The sequence below is a fragment of the Lysinibacillus sp. NPDC093712 genome (genome assembly GCF_050280025.1).
Taxonomy (GTDB): Bacteria; Bacillota; Bacilli; order Bacillales_A; family Planococcaceae; genus Lysinibacillus.
The window spans coordinates 1032778-1050516 of the sequence record NZ_JBNNUU010000001.1 but is presented as its reverse complement, the minus strand read 5'-3'; the positions used below and the strand labels follow the sequence as shown (position 1 = coordinate 1050516).

Below are 17739 nucleotides of genomic sequence, written 5' to 3'. Positions count from 1 at the left end.
ATCAAAAAATAGTATACGAATATTTTTGAATAGATGTTCCCTACGCTGGTACGAGCCAAATCAGGTTCAAAGGGTCAGCATCTAAATGGACGCAATCTCAGCTGGCAACTTCCAGCCCCCCTACATTCTTAACTTATGAACTTTTCGTTGATTATTATACCCATATCTATCGTAAAATGACAAGCTAGTAATTTTCATAATTGAAAAAAATGAGCTTTTACTGGACTATAATCTGCGACATGACTTTTGCAAATAGAAAAGGTTTTAAGCATGGAGTTTGGAGTAGCAGGCTATGCTGTATGGTATTTTGGGACAAATATCGCTTCCGAAAAAACAATCGAAAAATGTGTAAACAAAAGAACCCGAATCCATGTACTCCCCCCAATTCTTATATGATTTATGCATTTACCACGTTAAACATAAAGTTGATCTCAGATACAATTTTGGGAGGCTTTCAATTTGGTGGTGTTGCCATTACAAAAAGTTTGAATGTTGCGCATAACTTATGGTAACTTGAGTACCTTTTTCGTTAGATTGGATTGTACTCTGTAGTTCAAGCATTCGGCAAATATCTTCGATGATTTGTAGGCCAGTACCCTTTTCCTCCACATTAAACCCAACCCCATTATCTTTAAATATAATTAAGTTTTTTTGCAAAGTGATTTCCAATGTATCGCATGCTGCATGACGCAAAATATTTTGGAAGATATTATCAAATAATCTGTGCAACCAAATTTCATTACTCTTCCAATGGAATTTCGTTGAGGAATCGTTTAACACAATAGAGATTTGATTGACTTTATATAAAAAATTCCACTTTAAAATGATGGTATTGATAAGTTTTGGAACGTCTACTTTTTCCATGATTATATAGGAATTATCAACACGAGATAAGCGCTCAAAGTCATATTCATTGGATAATTTTGAAATATAGTTTATTTGTTCGTTTAGAGAATTGAAAATATCCTGATGTTGTGAAAAATCATTTTCGATTGTGTAAAGTTGTAAGCGCATAGCTGTTAAAGGCGTATTAATATCATGGCGCAACTGCGTTAAAAGTTCTAGTTTCATTTGCTCTTGTTGCATTATTTCAATTTCCTTCGATATCGTACGGTCAATGAGAAGGTTTACTGCATTGGTTAAATCCCCTAATTCATCATTTCTAGAGTAAGAAATCTTTTGAAGTCTCTTCTTGTCATTACTCGCCAACTCCATAATGGTTTGGTTTAATTCATTTATTCGTTTAATTAATGAATTAATAGATTTGGAGAATAAAATAGCCAAAGTAAAAAAACTGACGATAAATAAACCTAGCATTATTGGATAGGCTTTTGACTCAAAAAACTGGGTTTCTGTCTCATTTGAAAAATAATTGTAAATTACCGTTACAATAACATTAATCACTACAATAGAAAGAGGAACACTGAATATAACCGATAATAGCAATAGTTGATATTTCTTTTTTAGTTTCATTGTTTGACACGGGTATTCATACGATACCCTTCTCCATATACATTTTGAATAATCACACCATCTGTATCGGCAATCTTGTTGCGGAGCTTTTTAATATACACATTAATTAAATTGGGATTACGATCTTCTAGCTGCCAAAGGTAATCAATGAATTGTTCTTTAGATAAAATAAAATCTGCGTTTTCATAGAGGTAAAAGAATATTTTCTTTTCAATGGCTGTAAATTCGACTTCTTTATTATTTTGATTATTTATGACACGCTTATGAGTAACATCTATGGATAAATGCTGTATTTGTTTGTGAATTCCGTAAGAAGCTGCTAATCTATTCTTTATTCGTATTAATAATTCCCTCGGATCAAATGGCTTCACCATGTAATCTTCTCCAATTTCAAGCCCTCTTAATTTACTATCAATATCACTTCTAGCCGTTAAAAATATGATAGGAATATTATGCCCTAACTGATTAATTCGCATTGAAATCTGATACCCGTCCTCGCCTGGTAGCATAATATCCATAATGACAATGTCCACTTGCATAATAACGGTATATAAAGAAGCACCGTCTTTTAACCAGATTACTTTATAACCTTCTTTTTGAAGTATATTCTCCAATAAACTTCCAATCATTTCATCATCTTCTACAAGTAAAATTGAAAACAACATTTTCGTATATTCCTCACTTTTTTTCAACCTTCTCTTGCAAGAACTTTTGTGTTTCTTCATAGATTTCAGTTGGATAGTACAAGTAAATACTATGCTTGCTTTTTATTTGAATAACATTTGAAACGTCTAACTTCTTTGCAAAATCCTGATAGTCTTTTAGTGATGCTTTCGCCGCTTCAGAATTTTTATCAAGGTAAGCATCAATAAATAAAATAGGTGTTGTTTTTGGAATAGGTAAAGCGGTCGACTTTTTGCTATTAGTTACGGAATGTAGCATTTCTTGTTCCATATCATTGTTGATTCCTTGTTTATTTGAAATCGCCTTAAATATACTTTTTTCTTTTGAAGTCAGAAAATCTTTCTCTAAGACGGCTTCGTTATAGGCTAAAATCGGAAACACTCTTTGGAATCCTAATGCACTTAATATAGTTCCTGCCTTCATAAAAGTCTTTTCTACGAAACCTACAGGATGTTTTATATATTGAGAAGGTAAACCGATATCTAAAGCCACAATCGCTTTAACTTCTTTCGGATATTTCTGCGCCCAGTAAATAGCTTCGATTCCTGAAATAGAATGTGGTACTAAAATATAAGGGGGGTTATTGCCGCTTTTAATTAGTGCCTCCCTAGTTTGTTCTAATATTACATCTATATCTCGATCGTCGTTAAATTCATCACTATACCCATATCCTGCTCTTTCCACAACGGCAATTTTATTTTCTTTTGAGAAATGACGATACAAGCTTTTTAATTCATACATAGGTGCTGCTACTGCTGAGCCAGCCATGAATACAAATGTCTCTCCGTCTTGACCTTCAGAGTAAATATTTATCTTCTTCCCGTTAAAATCGATTAACTTGCCCGTATTATTCTCTAATAACGATGTCTCTTTATTCTCTTTGAACTTATGGAAGCTAAATACAGAGCCGATAAGCACAATCAATATTGTGAAGAAGCTTATCAAAAACCACTTTATCATTTTTTTCATTTTCTACTTCCCCCTTTCAATTATTAATACAAGGTTAAAGTAGAAAAATATAATTCTTATAAACTTTTGATAATTTTTTAGAAGTTAACAGCCACTGTACTAAAGTTTGTACACACATTAAAAAGACACGAATGCTTTTAAATCAATGATTCGTGACTTTCCTAGGAGCGCTTTATAACTGTTAGTTTAAATATATATCTTCTCTTCTTCTACTTAACTTTAACATAAGTATCCAATTTTAGTTTTATGTTTTTATTCAATTAATTTGACCGTTTGAATAAAAAAGCGTGCAAATTAATTGTGCCGTTTTTAACTGCAACACTTATTGAAAATACAGCCCATATCAAATAAAGCCCACGTTCTTTGAATGAACATGGGCAAAGTAGTTTGTTATTCTTCTTTTTTCGTTTTAACTACATGAGAAATGGCACCATCGGTAGCGATATCGACTTTAAAGGAGCCGTTTGAATGACGATCAGCGCGAGTTAACGCTTTAACATCAATGATTTCTTGTACGCCCTTATCCGTTTCAACAATAACCTGTTCCTCATCACTAGCCTTTACCACCGCAACAATTCGGTGTGGATTCGCTTTTAATTCTGTTAACACTTTTAACCCGCGTTTTGCGCGGCTCGCTATATCGACTTCTGCGACATTCATCTTTTTCACGGCACCACGTTGTGTAACAATGACAACATACTCCGTGTCAGACGGTTTTAATATTGTGACACCAACCAGTGCTTCCCCATCTTTTAATGTAATACCTTTCACACCACCAGTTTTAACGCCAGTGACAGGCAGCTCTTCAATCGGGAAGCGAATAGCATATGCAGTATCTGTGATTAATAATAATTCGGCATCATCTGATACAATGTCCGCAAGTATCATTTCATCACCCGATTTCACATTCATCGTTTTAATCGGTTTAGAATAACGTGTAACGGCATAATCAGCTAATGGTGAACGTTTGATTTGCCCTTCTTTTGTAGCCGTGAAAATATATGTGTTCGGCTGTTCAAACGAGTCAAAACCATAAACAGCAATAATGGTTTCTTCTTCACCTGTTGGCACAATACTTGATATATGCTGACCAAGATCCTTCCAACGAATATCCGGCAATTCATGCACAGGCTGATATATATAATTTCCACGATTAGTGAACAGCAGTACATGATGCTGTGTATTTAACGTTGCCTCATACAATAAATAATCCGAATCTTTCATCGCAAAATCTTGCCCATTGGACGCTGCGTGAGAACGAGTAGATGTACGCTTAATATAGCCATCTTTTGTCACTGTAACCACAACTTCTTCACTTGGCACAAGAACATCTAGCGTAATTTTAATTTCCTCAATTTCTTGTTCGATTTTCGAACGACGTGGCTCAGAAAAACGTTTTTTAATGTCGAGCAATTCTTGTTTTATGACACGAATAAGTTTAGCCTCACTATGCAAAATACCTTCTAGCTTTGCAATTAGTGCATTTAATTCATCTTGTTCATGACGTAGCTCTGTAATATCCGTATTTGTTAAACGGTATAATTGTAAGCTCACAATGGCCTCAGATTGAACTTCAGTAAAGTCATATTTCACCTGTAAATTTGTTTTCGCATCACGTTTATCATTCGATGAACGAATCGTCGCAATCACTTCATCTAAAATAGAAAGTGCTTTAATCAAACCATCTACAATATGCGAACGGTCTTTCGCCTTTTGCAAATCATAAATCGAGCGGTTTGTCACCACTTCCTTTTGATGGGCTATGTACGCATCAAGTAGCAGTGGCAAGGTCATCATTGTAGGACGACGGTTATGGATAGCAATCATATTAAAATTGTAGGCTACTTGCAAATCAGTAGTTTTGAATAAGTAATTTAAAATCCCTTGTCCTGGCACATCTTTTTTCAGCTCAACTACTACGCGTAATCCTGTACGATCGGATTCATCACGGATTTCCGCAATGCCTTCAAGTCGTTTATCGACACGTTGTTCATCAATTTTCTTAACAAGATTCGCCTTATTAACATCATACGGTAATTCCGTAATAACGATTTGCTCTTTTCCGCCTTTTAATGGTTCAATGGTTGCTTGAGCACGCACAATAATTTTGCCGCGCCCTGTTTCATAAGCTTTTTTAATGCCATCTACACCTTGGATAATCCCTCCTGTTGGGAAGTCAGGGCCTTTAATAACTGTCATGAGATCATCAACAGTAGCATTCGGTTGATCTAAACGCATTAAAACCGCATCTAACACCTCATTAAGCGCGTGAGGTGGAATATCCGTCGCATAACCAGCAGAAATCCCTGTCGAGCCGTTTACAAGCAAATTTGGGAAGCGAGCAGGTAATACAGTTGGTTCCATATCCTGATCATCAAAGTTCGGCACAAACTCCACCGTTTTTTTTCCTATATCACGTAGCATTTCAGCAGCAATTGCTGACAATCTTGCTTCTGTGTAACGCATTGCAGCTGGAGGGTCACCGTCAACGGAACCATTATTACCATGCATTTCAATCAACATATGACGAGCCTTCCAATCCTGACTCATACGCACCATTGCTTCATATACCGAACTATCACCATGTGGATGGTAGTTACCGATAACATTCCCGACTGTTTTTGCAGACTTACGGAACGGTTTTTCATTCGTATTTCCTTCTGTATACATTGCAAATAAAATACGACGTTGTACAGGTTTAAGACCGTCGCGCGCATCTGGCAACGCTCGGTCTTGAATTATATATTTACTATAGCGACCAAAACGGTCACCCATTACTTCTTCTAAAGGTAAATCTTGAAACTTTTCCGTACTACTCATGCTTGGTCCTCCTCTTGTTGGATGAATTCATTGTCTAAAATATTTGAATCATCCTCCATCCCGAAGTCTACATTTGCTTCGATCCATTTACGGCGCGGCTCAACTTTATCGCCCATTAACGTCGTCACACGACGCTCTGCACGTGCTCCATCCTCAATCGTTACACGAATTAAAGTACGTGTGTCAGGGTTCATCGTTGTATCCCACAGCTGATCTGCGTTCATCTCACCAAGACCTTTATAGCGTTGCAGGATATAGCCTTTTCCGACCTTTTTAATGGCTTTTTGTAAATCGTTTTCGGTCCAAGCATACTCAATGACCTCTTTTTTACCAACACCTCTAGATACTTTATAAAGTGGTGGTAATGCGATAAATACTTTACCTGACTCAATTAATGGACGCATGTAACGATAGAAGAACGTTAATAGTAACACCTGAATATGCGCGCCATCCGTATCAGCATCGGTCATAATGACAACTTTATCGTAGGCAGAATCTTCTACTGCGAAATCCGCTCCTACCCCAGCACCAATGGCATGAATAATCGTTGAAATTTCCTCGTTTTTCATAATATCTTGGAGCTTCGCTTTTTCTGTATTGATGACTTTACCACGTAACGGTAAAATTGCCTGGAATGTACGATCTCGCCCTTGTTTTGCAGAACCACCGGCAGAGTCACCTTCGACTAGATATAATTCGTTTCTTGCAGCATTACGAGATTGTGCAGGTGTTAGCTTTCCTGATAGAATCGTACTACCTTTTTTGTTTTTCTTCCCGTTACGAGCATCCTCACGCGCTTTTCGCGCCGCTTCACGAACTTGTTGTGCACGAATCGCTTTACGAACAAGGGAAGCTGATAGCTCCGCATTCTCTTCAAGAACATATAAAAGCTGCTCTGAAACAACGCTATCTACTGCAGAACGCGCCTCACTCGTACCAAGCTTACCTTTCGTTTGACCCTCAAATTGTAATAAATGCTCTGGAATACGAACAGAGATAATCGCCGCTAAACCTTCACGAATATCTGTTCCTTCAAGATTTTTATCTTTATCTTTCAATAGACCGATCTTACGTGCATATTCATTGAAAACTCGCGTCAACGCAGATTTTGCACCTGTTTCATGTGTACCACCGTCACGTGTACGAACGTTGTTAACAAACGATAAAATCGTTTCTGAATAACCGTCGTTGAATTGGAAGGCAAATTCAACCTCGATATCATCTTGTTCACCCTCTACATATTTCACAGGATGAAGAACATCTTTTTCCTCATTCAAATACGCAACGAAAGCTTCAATGCCGTTTTCATAAAAGAAAACATCACCTTTGCCTTCCTCGCGTTGATCGATTAACTCAATTTTTAATCCTTTTAATAAAAATGCAGACTCACGTAAACGTTCTGCAAGCGTATCATAATTGAATTTTGTGACTGAAAAGATCGTGTCGTCTGGTAGGAAATGGACAAGTGTTCCTGTTTGTTTTGTTTGACCAATTTCTTCAAGTGTCGTTGCAGGGTGTCCACCATTTTCAAAACGCTGCTTATACTTTTTGCCATCACGATGAATCGTTACTTCTAAAAATGTCGATAAAGCATTGACAACGGAAGAACCAACACCATGTAAGCCACCACTCGTTTTATAGCCGCCTTGCCCAAATTTACCGCCTGCATGTAATACAGTGAAAATAATTTCAGGGGTAGGCTTGCCCATTTTATGCATACCTGTTGGCATCCCTCGTCCAAAGTCTCGAACACTTAAGCTCTGATCTTTATGAATAGTGACAATGATATGAGAACCAAAGCCAGCTAGTGCTTCATCCACCGAATTATCCACGATTTCATATACAAGGTGATGAAGTCCTCTGCCGTCTGTGGAACCGATATACATGCCGGGTCGCTTTCGTACCGCTTCTAATCCTTCTAATACTTGAATGGCGTCATCATTATAGACGCTTGGTGACTGTTTATTCGCCAAAAGATTCCCCTCCAAAAAACAAACGCATGTTCTGATTACGTTCTCATCCTAATAATAATAGCATTTCCTGTCAATAGCTAGTGACAGATATATATATTTTTGTTTACGCTATGGCGTAATGTCTTCTATGAATTTTGTTAAACGACCAATCTAAGTCAGTTAACGGACATAAATGACTGCAACTGCCTGTAGCTTACTGCAATGACCACTATACAAAATCCACAACTATCGTCATAGGCTCTATCTTCATTCAGCCAGCAATAAACGCCAACTTCATGCTTACACTCAGCTTACCAAAACGTGATGAGTAGGTGTTTTCTGTTGAATGATGATTTTTTATAGCTTCACATAGAAATTAAAGATAGACTTCTATTCTACCAAAGGAATGTGTGATTGACAAAATTGCCATTTTACCTATATTTTTAAGAAAGGGCTTAGGTATTGATACTATAATAGTGTCGTACAACCTAACATAAGCTAACATAAGCCTGTGACTTTTGAAATCATGGTGAAATATTTTCCTTTTGTATTGAATTCAAGGCCCATGATGAAATCTCCTTCATATCATTGTAGATTAAAGAGAAAAAGTGTAAAATACTTGTTACAAACTATTAGTACCAAGTGTTATTATTTGGATGAAAGGAGTCCACCTATGTTAAACGGACTTATTATTTTATGTGCCTATCTTATCGGCTCTATACCTTCTGGGTTATGGATTGGCAAAATATTTTACAAAACAGATATTCGCGAGCATGGTAGTGGCAATTTAGGTGCTACCAACACCTTCCGTATATTAGGAAAAAAAGCAGGTTTAGTTGTTACAATCATGGATATTTTAAAAGGAACAGCTGCTGTGTTATTAGTTGCACTCCCAGTATTCTCTGATGCCACGATTCACGGACTTATTTTAGGGCTTGTTGCGGTGATTGGTCATATGTTTCCTATTTTTGCAAGCTTCCGTGGCGGAAAAGCTGTTGCCACATCAGCTGGCGTCCTACTAGGCTATTCTTGGCCACTATTCATTTTACTATTCATCGCATTTATCGTAACGTTAAAGCTTACGAAAATTGTCAGCCTAACATCGATGATTGCTGCACTAGTTGCATTAATCTATTCGATTATTTATTTTTTTGTGACAGGCGATTTCGCATTAGCTATATTAGTAGCATTTTTATTTATTTTTATTGTTTATCGTCACCGAGCAAATATTACCCGCATTAAAAATGGTACTGAACCAAAAGTGAAATGGCTTTAACATGAAAGGAGTTCACGCATGAATATCGCACTGACAGATGAAGCGCTTCAATGGTTTAAAAACGAAATGGAAGTCGAAACAGGAGATACAATCCGGTTTTATGCAAGATATGGTGGTTCAAGCCCTTTCCACGAAGGATTTTCTCTTGGGATGACTCGCGAAGAACCTCTCGAAATAGGCGTTCAAACTGTCATTGATGGTGTGACCTACTATATCGATGAGAAAGATCTATGGTTTTTTAACGATTATAACTTACACATTGACGTTGACAAACAACTTTACGAATTAAAATACGACTATTTAAAATAACACAGTGTTTCCTTTCACCAAAATGAAAGGAAACACTTTTTTCATTTTGAACAATAACAATCTTTAGTTTGCACTATTTGGTTTAGCTCTTCGTAAAATTGACCATCCTCTAACTAGTCAATCTATACTTTGAGGAGGAAACATAATGCCAGTTTCAGAAAACAACAATACCTCCCAACAGCAAAATCCTTCTACGAAGTTACTGCACACTTCTCTTTCAGAAAATATTTTTACGATTAAAGAAGCGCTAGGTAATAGTAACGATGTAATTATTCGTGAAATGACACTTGACCAACTCGATAAACTATCAATTGCTCTTATTTATATTGATGGTATATCCGATAAAAACATCATTACAGATTTTATAATAGAAAATTTAATGCTTGATAGCGAAATCGTCCCTGAGCATTCAGAAGAAAAAATACAAGATTATTTGAAAAAACATTGTATAACAGTCGGAGATGTCAAAGATATTTTAGATTTCACAGCACTTTTCTCTTATATTCTAAATGGAGATACCGTTATTTTGTTGGAAGGCCAGTCAGTTGCTATCGTGACCAGCACAAAAGGCGCAAAAGATAGAGCTGTAACAGAGCCACAAACAGAATCAGTAATTAGAGGTCCTAGAGAATCTTTTACAGAGACATTGCGTACTAACACCGCTTTGATTCGTCGTAAAATTAAGAGCCCTAACCTTTGGATAAAATCGCGGGTTATTGGCGAAATAACGCAAACTGACGTAGCTGTTATGTATATTAATGGCATTGCCAACGATAAAATTGTACAAGAGGTGCTTGACCGTTTAGATAAAATCGACATTGATGGCGTATTAGAAACCGGCTATTTAGAGGATTTTATTCAGGACTCTAAATTCTCTTTATTTCCAATGATTTATAATACGGAACGCCCAGATGTCGTTGCTGCAGAGTTGTTAGAAGGTAAAGTAGCAATATTAGTAGATGGAACACCTCTTGTACTAACCGTCCCTGTAGTATTTACATCTTTTTTACAGGCAGCAGAAGATTATTATCAAAATTGGATTATTAGTTCATTAATCCGACTGTTACGTTTTTTTGGTATTTGTCTTGCATTAGTAATGCCTTCCCTATATGTAGCCATTACTACCTTTCATCAAGAAATGCTTCCAACGGCAATGCTTATTAGTATCGCTTCACAGCGAGAAGGTGTGCCCTTCCCTGCTGTAGTAGAAGCACTAATTATGGAGATTGCCTTTGAAATATTGCGTGAAGCAGGTTTACGAATGCCTAGAACGATTGGTCCAGCAGTTTCAATTGTAGGAACTTTAGTAATTGGTCAAGCAGCCGTGGAAGCGGGCGTAGTATCAGCTGTAATGGTCATTATTGTTGCATTAACAGCCATTTGTAGCTTTTTGTTTCCTTCCTATGGCTTATCAAACACGATTCGTGTTCTACGTTTCCCATTGATGATTTTAGCCGCGATGTTTGGTTTATTTGGCGTTATGTTCGGCATTATGATAATCATTCTTCACTTATGCAGTTTACGTTCATTTGGTGTCCCATATATGAGTCCTTTTGGGCCACTAATATTGAAGGATCAAAAGGATGCAATGATTCTGTTCCCACGTAGAGATTTATTCACGAGACCACGGCTAATAAGTCAAAAAAATAATGTTAGAGAGCAAAATTATAGTAATCGTAATGTTAAAAATAAAAATGAACAATAATATGCAAATGAGGAATGCATCATGTCAAACATAAAAATGATTTTCATATTTATCATCCTCTCTTTACTATTAAGTGGTTGCTGGAGTAAACGTGAGTTAAACGAATTAGCAATTGTCGTAGCACTCGGTATAGATAAAATAGACGATGAATATGAAGTTTCTATCCAAGTCGTGGATACTAGTGAAATTTCCTCAAAGCAACCTTCTAGTGGACGATCGCCTGTCGTCACCTACCATGCAAAGGGAAAAAGTGTGTTTGAAGCAATTAGAAGAATGACGACATTAACACCACGGAGACCTTATTTTTCTCATCTGCAAATGGTAGTTATCGGTGAAAAATTAGCTGAAGAAGGAATAAACGAACCACTCGACTTTATTGCCAGAGATCATGAATTTCGAAACGATTTTGATGTCATCATATCGCATGGTTCAACAGCAAAAGAAGTACTAAATGTGTTAACACCAATTGAAAAAATGCCAGCCAATAAATTGTTAAATTCCATTAAGGTATCCGAAAAAGCTTGGGGTTCAACCTTATCTGTTACTACAGACGAATTACTTAACACCCTTAGTAGCAAAGAAAAAAGTGCTGTTTTAACAGCAGTTGAAATACATGGTGATACTAAATTAGGCATAGACCAAACAAATGTAGAACGAATTAAAACACCCGTTATTTTAAAATATGCTGGTATAGCGGTTTTTAAAGAAGATAGATTGGAAGGAATGTTATCAGAAGAGGAAAGCATTTCCTTTAATTTCTTGAATAATAAAATCGGTAGTACGGTCGTAGTACTCGCCTGCCCAAACAAGGGAGATTTATCGACCGAGATTACACAATCGAAAGCGAAAATTAAAGGGACTTTTGAAAAAGGGGTTCCTAAAATTTCTATTAAAATTGATGTAACCCAAAATATAGGCGAAGTAAATTGTGCAATTAATTTAACACAAAACAAAACCATTCGTTTCATTAATAAAAAGACAGAAGAACAAATAAAAGAACAAACGAAAAAAACGCTCGATATAATTCAAAAAAATTATAAGTTGGATATATTAGGATTTGGAGAAGCACTCAATCGGGAAGATCCGAAAAAATGGAAAGAAATTCAAAAAGAATGGTCTACAATATATCCTGAGATAGCTGTCGACATCAAAGTCAATATCGTTACCCAAGGATTAGGCACGATTCAAAATTCATTATTGTACAGTCCAAAGGAGTAGCCCAACGATGTTTATTACAATTGTATTATTGCTTGTCTCTTTGATCATTTCCTTTAGTGTCATTCCCTCTTTAATGAAAAAGGGCGAAAAAAAAACCATTATCGTCTTTTCTATCATATTAACGATTGGAACTGCACTAAATATCGCCATAGGCTTAAAAAAGAACATTCCCAGTCCTTTAGATTTTATTACATTTATTTTTACGCCTATTAGAAAATTATTACTCACACTTTTGCAATAAGAAAATGAAAAGAGAGGGTAGTGTACGATGGAAAAACAACTCATTAGCGCAAGACAATTTACAGTCATTACCCTTCTCTATTCCATTGGGACAGCCATATTAATTGTGCCGGCAAGTATTACAAAAGAACTTAAACAGGATGCTTGGATGGGTGCGGCTATTGGTGTACTTTTAAGCTTTTTATTAATAAAGTTATTTATTTCTTTAGGAAATCAAACCCCAAACCTTACATTTGTAGAAGCGAACGGAAAAATTTTCGGTAAATTCATCGGTGCATTGACATCGCTTTGTTTTATGTCTTTAACCTTTTTTTCAGCGGGCGAATTACTATATTTTATCGGGATTTTTATGCAAACCGAAGTGATGCCCGAAACTCCTACTCTGTCGTTTGCTGTATTATTTACGATTATTATCGTTTTCGCCTCGTATTTAGGGATTGAAGTTTTTGCTCGTTCGGTGGAAATATTGTTTCCAATATTTTTGTTAATTTTTATTATTTTTATTACTTGTATTTCGCCTCAAATCAATATTGAAAATATAATGCCAGTCTATGAAACAAACGCAAAATCATTATTAGTCGGTGTACTTACCTTTATGAGTCTTTTTTCATTCCCGCTTGTTGTATTGCTTATGTTTTTCCCTTCTGGAGTCAATGTAAAAATATCGGCTCAAAAAGGATATTATATTGGCACACTGATAGGAGGAATCGTATTAATCCTCATTATTGCCCTTTCAACACTCGTTCTTGGCCCAACTAATACATCTAGTAAGACATTTCCAAGCTATGCGCTCGCTCAAAGAATTTCGATAGGCAATTTTTTTCAGCGTGTTGAAATTATTATGGCTGTTATGTGGATTATATCGATTTACATTCGGACATTTATTTATTTTTATGCAACGGTACTTGGCTTAGGGCAAATTTTGAAAATAAAAGATCCTCGACCACTCATTTTACCTCTTGGAATGTGTATGTTTGCAATGGCTCAAATTGCTCATCCAAATATTGTGCATTCTAATAATTATAATCAGAAGATTTGGCCATTGTATTCAGGATTATTAACAGTTTTACTTCCATTGTTTTTACTAATAGTCGCAAAAATTCGAAAAATTAAAAAGACAGAAGCCAAGCAAAGCACCACAGATGAGCAGCAAGATTCGAAGGCACAGCAAGATTCAAAAGCACAACAAGATTCAAACACACAGCAAGATTCAAACACACAGCAAGATTCAAACAAACCAAACTCGTCCGAATCACAATAAGTTAACAATATAAACCACATTTCTCACTTTTAATGAGAAATGTGGTTTTTCTAATTATAAAACGGTATGTTACTAGTTCTAAATTAAATATGGTATTCAATTTCATCAACAAAGTCCCATTCGTACGGCGTTTCTTGGTATACATAATAGTTGAGCCAATTCGAAAATAGTAAATGCGTATGTGCTCGCCAAGTATTAATTGGCTCAATAGAAGGATCATTATTTGGAAAATAGTTAACAGGTATAGCAATATCAATTCCTTTTTCAACATCACGGTAATATTCATCAGCTAATGTTGTCGCGTCATATTCTAAGTGACCTGTAATCATTATGTTTTTATTATCCTTTGACTGCACGATAAAGACGCCAGCATCTTCTGAATAGGACAGTAAGCGTAAATCTGGGTGCTTACGTACTTCATCAATGGAAACCGATGTATAGCGTGAATGTGGCGCTGTAAATAAGTCACTAAAGCCACGCACTAGATCGACTGTTAAATCGGTAATTACATGTGAATATACGCCAGAACATTTTTCCGGCAGTTCAAATTTACCGATACCGTAATGGTGATATAGTGCAGCTTGTGCACCCCAACATATATGCATTACGGACGTAACATTTTTCACGGACCAATCCATTATTTCTGAGATTTCTTCCCAATAATTCACTTCTTCAAATGCCATTTTTTCAACAGGAGCCCCCGTAATAATCATACCGTCAAAGCGACGATGGCGAATCTCTTTAAACGTCGAATAAAATAGCTGTAAATGCGATTTACTAACATTTTTTGATTCGTGTGTTGCTGTATTTAAAAATGTAATATTCACTTGTAATGGTGTATTACCGAGTAATCGCAGTAATTGTAGCTCTGTCTTTTCTTTTTCTGGCATTAAATTAAAAATTAAAATATTTAAAGGACGAATTTGTTGCGTTTTGGCGCGGTCTTCCTCCATTACGAATATTTTTTCCCCACGTAAATGTTCTCCAGCTGGTAAGTTTTTTGGAATATTAATAGGCATGTTGCATTCCCCTTTTCGTTAATTTTTTCTCTCTATCTAAATAAAATTAAAAAATCCCCCTCATTCCTTTGGAGCAAGAATGAGAAGGATAATTATCACGTTCACTCTTATCTCTCAAAGGATAAATCCTTTGGTGGAATTAGCACCTTTCTAACAATTGTTAGAGGTTGCTGAAGCGTCATAGGGCCAAATCCCTCAGCTTCTCTTGATAAGATTATTTAATTAAAAAGAATTGTATCATGAACAATTAAGAATTTCAATAATACATAGAATATTTAGTATTTAAATGAATGGAAGCATATTTTTTGTTGAACACTATTATCAATTCTTCCTAAAGCTTTTGTAAGTTACGTAAATACGGGTAAAATCATTTTTAACATCTATTAGCCGACGTAGATGACAAACAAATGACAATTTACAGCCGATTACAGCAAAGTGTTGTAAATAGATTTTTGTACAAATAAATCGTAATGGTAATCAAAGAGGTATTATGTTAACATATACCTTTAGTAACAGAGAGGAACGTGAATATTTTGATTAAAATTGAACTCCCAAAACCAGACTTAGTAATTCGTCAACGTGAGCAAGTATTAAAACCTGGGGATGTAGAAATTCCGCCATTCCATGGTTTTATTGATTTCCATAAAATCACTCGCGAAAATGGTGGCATTTTCTTATTCTACAACGAAAAAAACGAGCTATTATTTGTAGGGAAAGCGCGTAAAATTCGTCAACGCATTAAAAAACATTTTGAAGATAATGTATCACCAATGAAAAAATACCGTGATGAAATTTTCAAAATTGAAGTATATGAAATTGATGATCCAATGGAACGTGAAATTTACGAAACATATGCAATTAACACATTCCGCGCAAAATATAATCTTGAAAAAGTATTTTATTAAAAAAATGCCGTTAGCATAAAACATGCTAGCGGTTTTTCTTTTCTTTTTACCTTCAAAAATGAAAAATACCCTGAGAGATTTGTCCTCCCAAGGTATTTTGATATTTAAATAAATATTTTTTCATCTTTAAATTTATTAGCTGTTAGATAACTTACGATGACAAAAATAATGAATGAAGCCACTATTGGGATTGTCACTGTATGCATGCCAAAGATTGACGGATAAAAACGATCAATCACAATATATAACGTCATGCCCGTAATCATGGAAGCAATAGCGCCGTATTTATTAGCCTTTTTCCAATATAACCCTAGGACAACTGACCAAATAAAGACAGCTTCTAGGCCGCCAAATGCAAATAAATTGAGCCACACAAGTAAGTCTGGTGGATTTAACGCAAATACAACGACCGCCAAACCAATTACTGTAGTTACAATGAAGCTGGCGCGCTTAATTTCTCCATCGTTGGCAGTTGGCTTCACGTAGTTTAAATAAATATCCTTCACGACTGTTGAACTAACTAACATAAGCAACGCATTAACCGTAGACATTGTTGCTGCCATTGGTGCTGCTAAAACAATACCCGCTAAAAATGGCGGTAAAACTTTTAACGTTAGTAGTGGCATTACCTTATCGCCAATTTCAATGCCTGGCATTACTGGACGCGCTAGTACACCAATTAGGTGCATACCGAACATAATTGTCCCAATGGCGATGGTACCAATAATAATCGCTAAATGCATACTTTTCGAATCTTTATAGCTCATAGCACGAACTGCAATTTGAGGTAGCCCAACTACGCCAACTCCTATTAAAATCCAAAATGTAGAGACATACAACGGAGTAAGTTCTCCTTCTGCACCAAATGGGGTCACTAGTTTTGGATTTTCTGCAACAAGGGATGTCATAATTTGATCGATTCCCCCACCTGCAACGATTGTCCCAATTAGTAAAATAACAGTACCAATTACCATTATCGAACCTTGTACCGTATCCGTTAAAGCTACAGCTCGGAAACCCCCGATAATAACATAAATTAATACCGACGCTGCAAAAATAAAGAGTGCCGCAGTATAATTTAAACCAGTTAATGATTCAATTAAGCGCGCTCCACCTACCCACTGTGCCATCATCGCAGAAAATAAAAAGACAATAATACTAATTGCAGATAAAATCACGATGACATGGCTGTTATAGCGTTCACGTAAGAAATCAATTAATGTAATCGCTTGATAACGGCGAGCGATTATCGCAAATTTCTTGCCTAAAATCATTAATACAAAATAACCCGCAGGTAGTTGTGCCATCGCTAACAGTACCCATCCAAGTCCCTTATTATAAGCGACACCTGGTCCACCAATAAAGCTACTTGCGCTTCCGTACGTGGCAATCATGGTCATTGCTAGAATAAAGCCTCCCATTTCACGACCACCAAGAAAATATTCCTGTAAAAACGAGTTCGATGAACGGACATGTTTATTCGCCCATATCCCTATTCCAAAAATGATAATTAAAAATATGAAGAGCGGAAAAATAACTTGCCAATGCATTATTCATCCACCTCCCCATCTTCAAATGGAACCTCTTTGAAAAAGAGTTTTAGGACGAGCCAAATTAAGACAATCATAAAAGCTGTTCCAGCAATACAACTATAGAAAAACCAAGCAGGGAAACCCCAAACATACGTATATTTTGTTGGATCCCCCGAGCCTAGGCCATATGCAAAGCCGTACCAAATAGCAAAGTTGACAATTACAAGTCCAATGCCAATGAGCGCTTCACGATGCGCAATTTTAAAGCGTTGATCTTTCAATATAGAATCCCCCTAACCTACTCTATTTTACTGGTATGTAGGTATTATGGGAAGCATTGTGAAAAAATAGATAAAAAAAACGAAACTTAGCGAAT

The 17739-nt window shown here is 36.1% G+C and carries 15 protein-coding genes and 2 riboswitches; of the genes, 7 read left to right on the top strand and 8 right to left on the bottom strand.

Going from position 1 to position 17739, the window contains the following annotated elements; genetic code table 11:
* Nucleotides 1-20: 20 nt before the first annotated feature.
* Nucleotides 21-132: riboswitch (TPP riboswitch) on the bottom strand.
* Between the two features lie 342 nt (nucleotides 133-474).
* The 5 genes from ACQKNX_RS05515 to parE all read right to left on the bottom strand — a co-directional run bounded on the left by ACQKNX_RS05515 (nucleotide 475) and on the right by parE (nucleotide 7919).
* Nucleotides 475-1473, bottom strand: a complete 999-nt coding sequence (locus tag ACQKNX_RS05515; protein ID WP_427427953.1) for a histidine kinase dimerization/phospho-acceptor domain-containing protein — start codon at nucleotides 1471-1473, stop codon at nucleotides 475-477.
* The gene (locus ACQKNX_RS05510; RefSeq protein ID WP_427427952.1) at nucleotides 1470-2138 is read right to left on the bottom strand and encodes a response regulator transcription factor; all 669 of its coding nucleotides are present in this window, start codon (nucleotides 2136-2138) and stop codon (nucleotides 1470-1472) included. Before ACQKNX_RS05510 ends, ACQKNX_RS05515 begins: the two co-directional genes overlap by 4 nt.
* 13 nt (nucleotides 2139-2151) lie before the next feature.
* A complete protein-coding gene (locus ACQKNX_RS05505) occupies nucleotides 2152-3126 on the bottom strand; it encodes an alpha/beta fold hydrolase (protein WP_427427951.1) in 975 nt (324 codons plus the stop codon).
* 390 nt (nucleotides 3127-3516) lie between these two features.
* Nucleotides 3517-5946 carry a DNA topoisomerase IV subunit A gene (gene parC / locus ACQKNX_RS05500; protein ID WP_427427950.1) on the bottom strand — a complete coding sequence of 810 codons (2430 nt, stop codon included), beginning with the start codon at nucleotides 5944-5946 and terminating at the stop codon, nucleotides 3517-3519.
* Nucleotides 5943-7919, bottom strand: a complete 1977-nt coding sequence (gene parE / locus ACQKNX_RS05495; protein WP_427427949.1) for a DNA topoisomerase IV subunit B — start codon at nucleotides 7917-7919, stop codon at nucleotides 5943-5945. Before parE ends, parC begins: the two co-directional genes overlap by 4 nt.
* 652 nt (nucleotides 7920-8571) lie before the next feature.
* On the opposite strand from parE, the gene plsY reads away from it, so the two are divergent.
* The 6 genes from plsY to ACQKNX_RS05465 all read left to right on the top strand — a co-directional run bounded on the left by plsY (nucleotide 8572) and on the right by ACQKNX_RS05465 (nucleotide 13907).
* Nucleotides 8572-9174, top strand: coding sequence for a glycerol-3-phosphate 1-O-acyltransferase PlsY (plsY, locus tag ACQKNX_RS05490; RefSeq protein WP_427427948.1), 603 nt, complete (start codon nucleotides 8572-8574; stop codon nucleotides 9172-9174).
* 18 nt (nucleotides 9175-9192) lie between these two features.
* The gene (locus ACQKNX_RS05485) at nucleotides 9193-9483 is read left to right on the top strand and encodes a HesB/YadR/YfhF family protein (RefSeq protein WP_401016651.1); all 291 of its coding nucleotides are present in this window, start codon (nucleotides 9193-9195) and stop codon (nucleotides 9481-9483) included.
* Between the two features lie 145 nt (nucleotides 9484-9628).
* Nucleotides 9629-11188, top strand: coding sequence for a spore germination protein (locus ACQKNX_RS05480; protein ID WP_427427947.1), 1560 nt, complete (start codon nucleotides 9629-9631; stop codon nucleotides 11186-11188).
* Between the two features lie 21 nt (nucleotides 11189-11209).
* Nucleotides 11210-12406 (top strand): Ger(x)C family spore germination protein, encoded by a 1197-nt coding sequence (locus ACQKNX_RS05475; RefSeq protein ID WP_427427946.1) that lies wholly within the window; start codon nucleotides 11210-11212, stop codon nucleotides 12404-12406.
* A 7-nt stretch (nucleotides 12407-12413) separates the two neighbouring features.
* Nucleotides 12414-12647: a hypothetical protein gene (locus ACQKNX_RS05470; RefSeq protein WP_427427945.1), complete on the top strand. Its 234-nt coding sequence runs from the start codon at nucleotides 12414-12416 to the stop codon at nucleotides 12645-12647.
* 27 nt (nucleotides 12648-12674) lie between these two features.
* Nucleotides 12675-13907: a GerAB/ArcD/ProY family transporter gene (locus ACQKNX_RS05465; protein ID WP_427427944.1), complete on the top strand. Its 1233-nt coding sequence runs from the start codon at nucleotides 12675-12677 to the stop codon at nucleotides 13905-13907.
* An 83-nt stretch (nucleotides 13908-13990) separates the two neighbouring features.
* Here ACQKNX_RS05465 and metA read toward each other — a convergent pair whose 3' ends face one another.
* Nucleotides 13991-14926 (bottom strand): homoserine O-acetyltransferase MetA, encoded by a 936-nt coding sequence (gene metA / locus ACQKNX_RS05460; protein ID WP_427427943.1) that lies wholly within the window; start codon nucleotides 14924-14926, stop codon nucleotides 13991-13993.
* Between the two features lie 104 nt (nucleotides 14927-15030).
* Nucleotides 15031-15141: riboswitch (SAM riboswitch) on the bottom strand.
* Between the two features lie 318 nt (nucleotides 15142-15459).
* Here metA and ACQKNX_RS05455 point away from each other — a divergent pair.
* Entirely contained in the window at nucleotides 15460-15831 is a 372-nt protein-coding gene (locus ACQKNX_RS05455) for a nucleotide excision repair endonuclease (protein ID WP_427427942.1), read from the top strand.
* A 104-nt stretch (nucleotides 15832-15935) separates the two neighbouring features.
* On the opposite strand, the gene panF is transcribed toward ACQKNX_RS05455, so the two are convergent.
* Together panF and ACQKNX_RS05445 are read right to left on the bottom strand one after the other, a co-directional pair.
* Complete coding sequence (gene panF, locus ACQKNX_RS05450) at nucleotides 15936-17381, bottom strand: sodium/pantothenate symporter (RefSeq protein ID WP_427427941.1); 1446 nt, start codon at nucleotides 17379-17381, stop codon at nucleotides 15936-15938.
* Nucleotides 17381-17644, bottom strand: a complete 264-nt coding sequence (locus tag ACQKNX_RS05445; protein ID WP_427427940.1) for a YhdT family protein — start codon at nucleotides 17642-17644, stop codon at nucleotides 17381-17383. The genes panF and ACQKNX_RS05445 overlap by 1 nt, the downstream gene beginning before the upstream one ends.
* Between the last annotated feature and the right edge of the window lie 95 nt (nucleotides 17645-17739).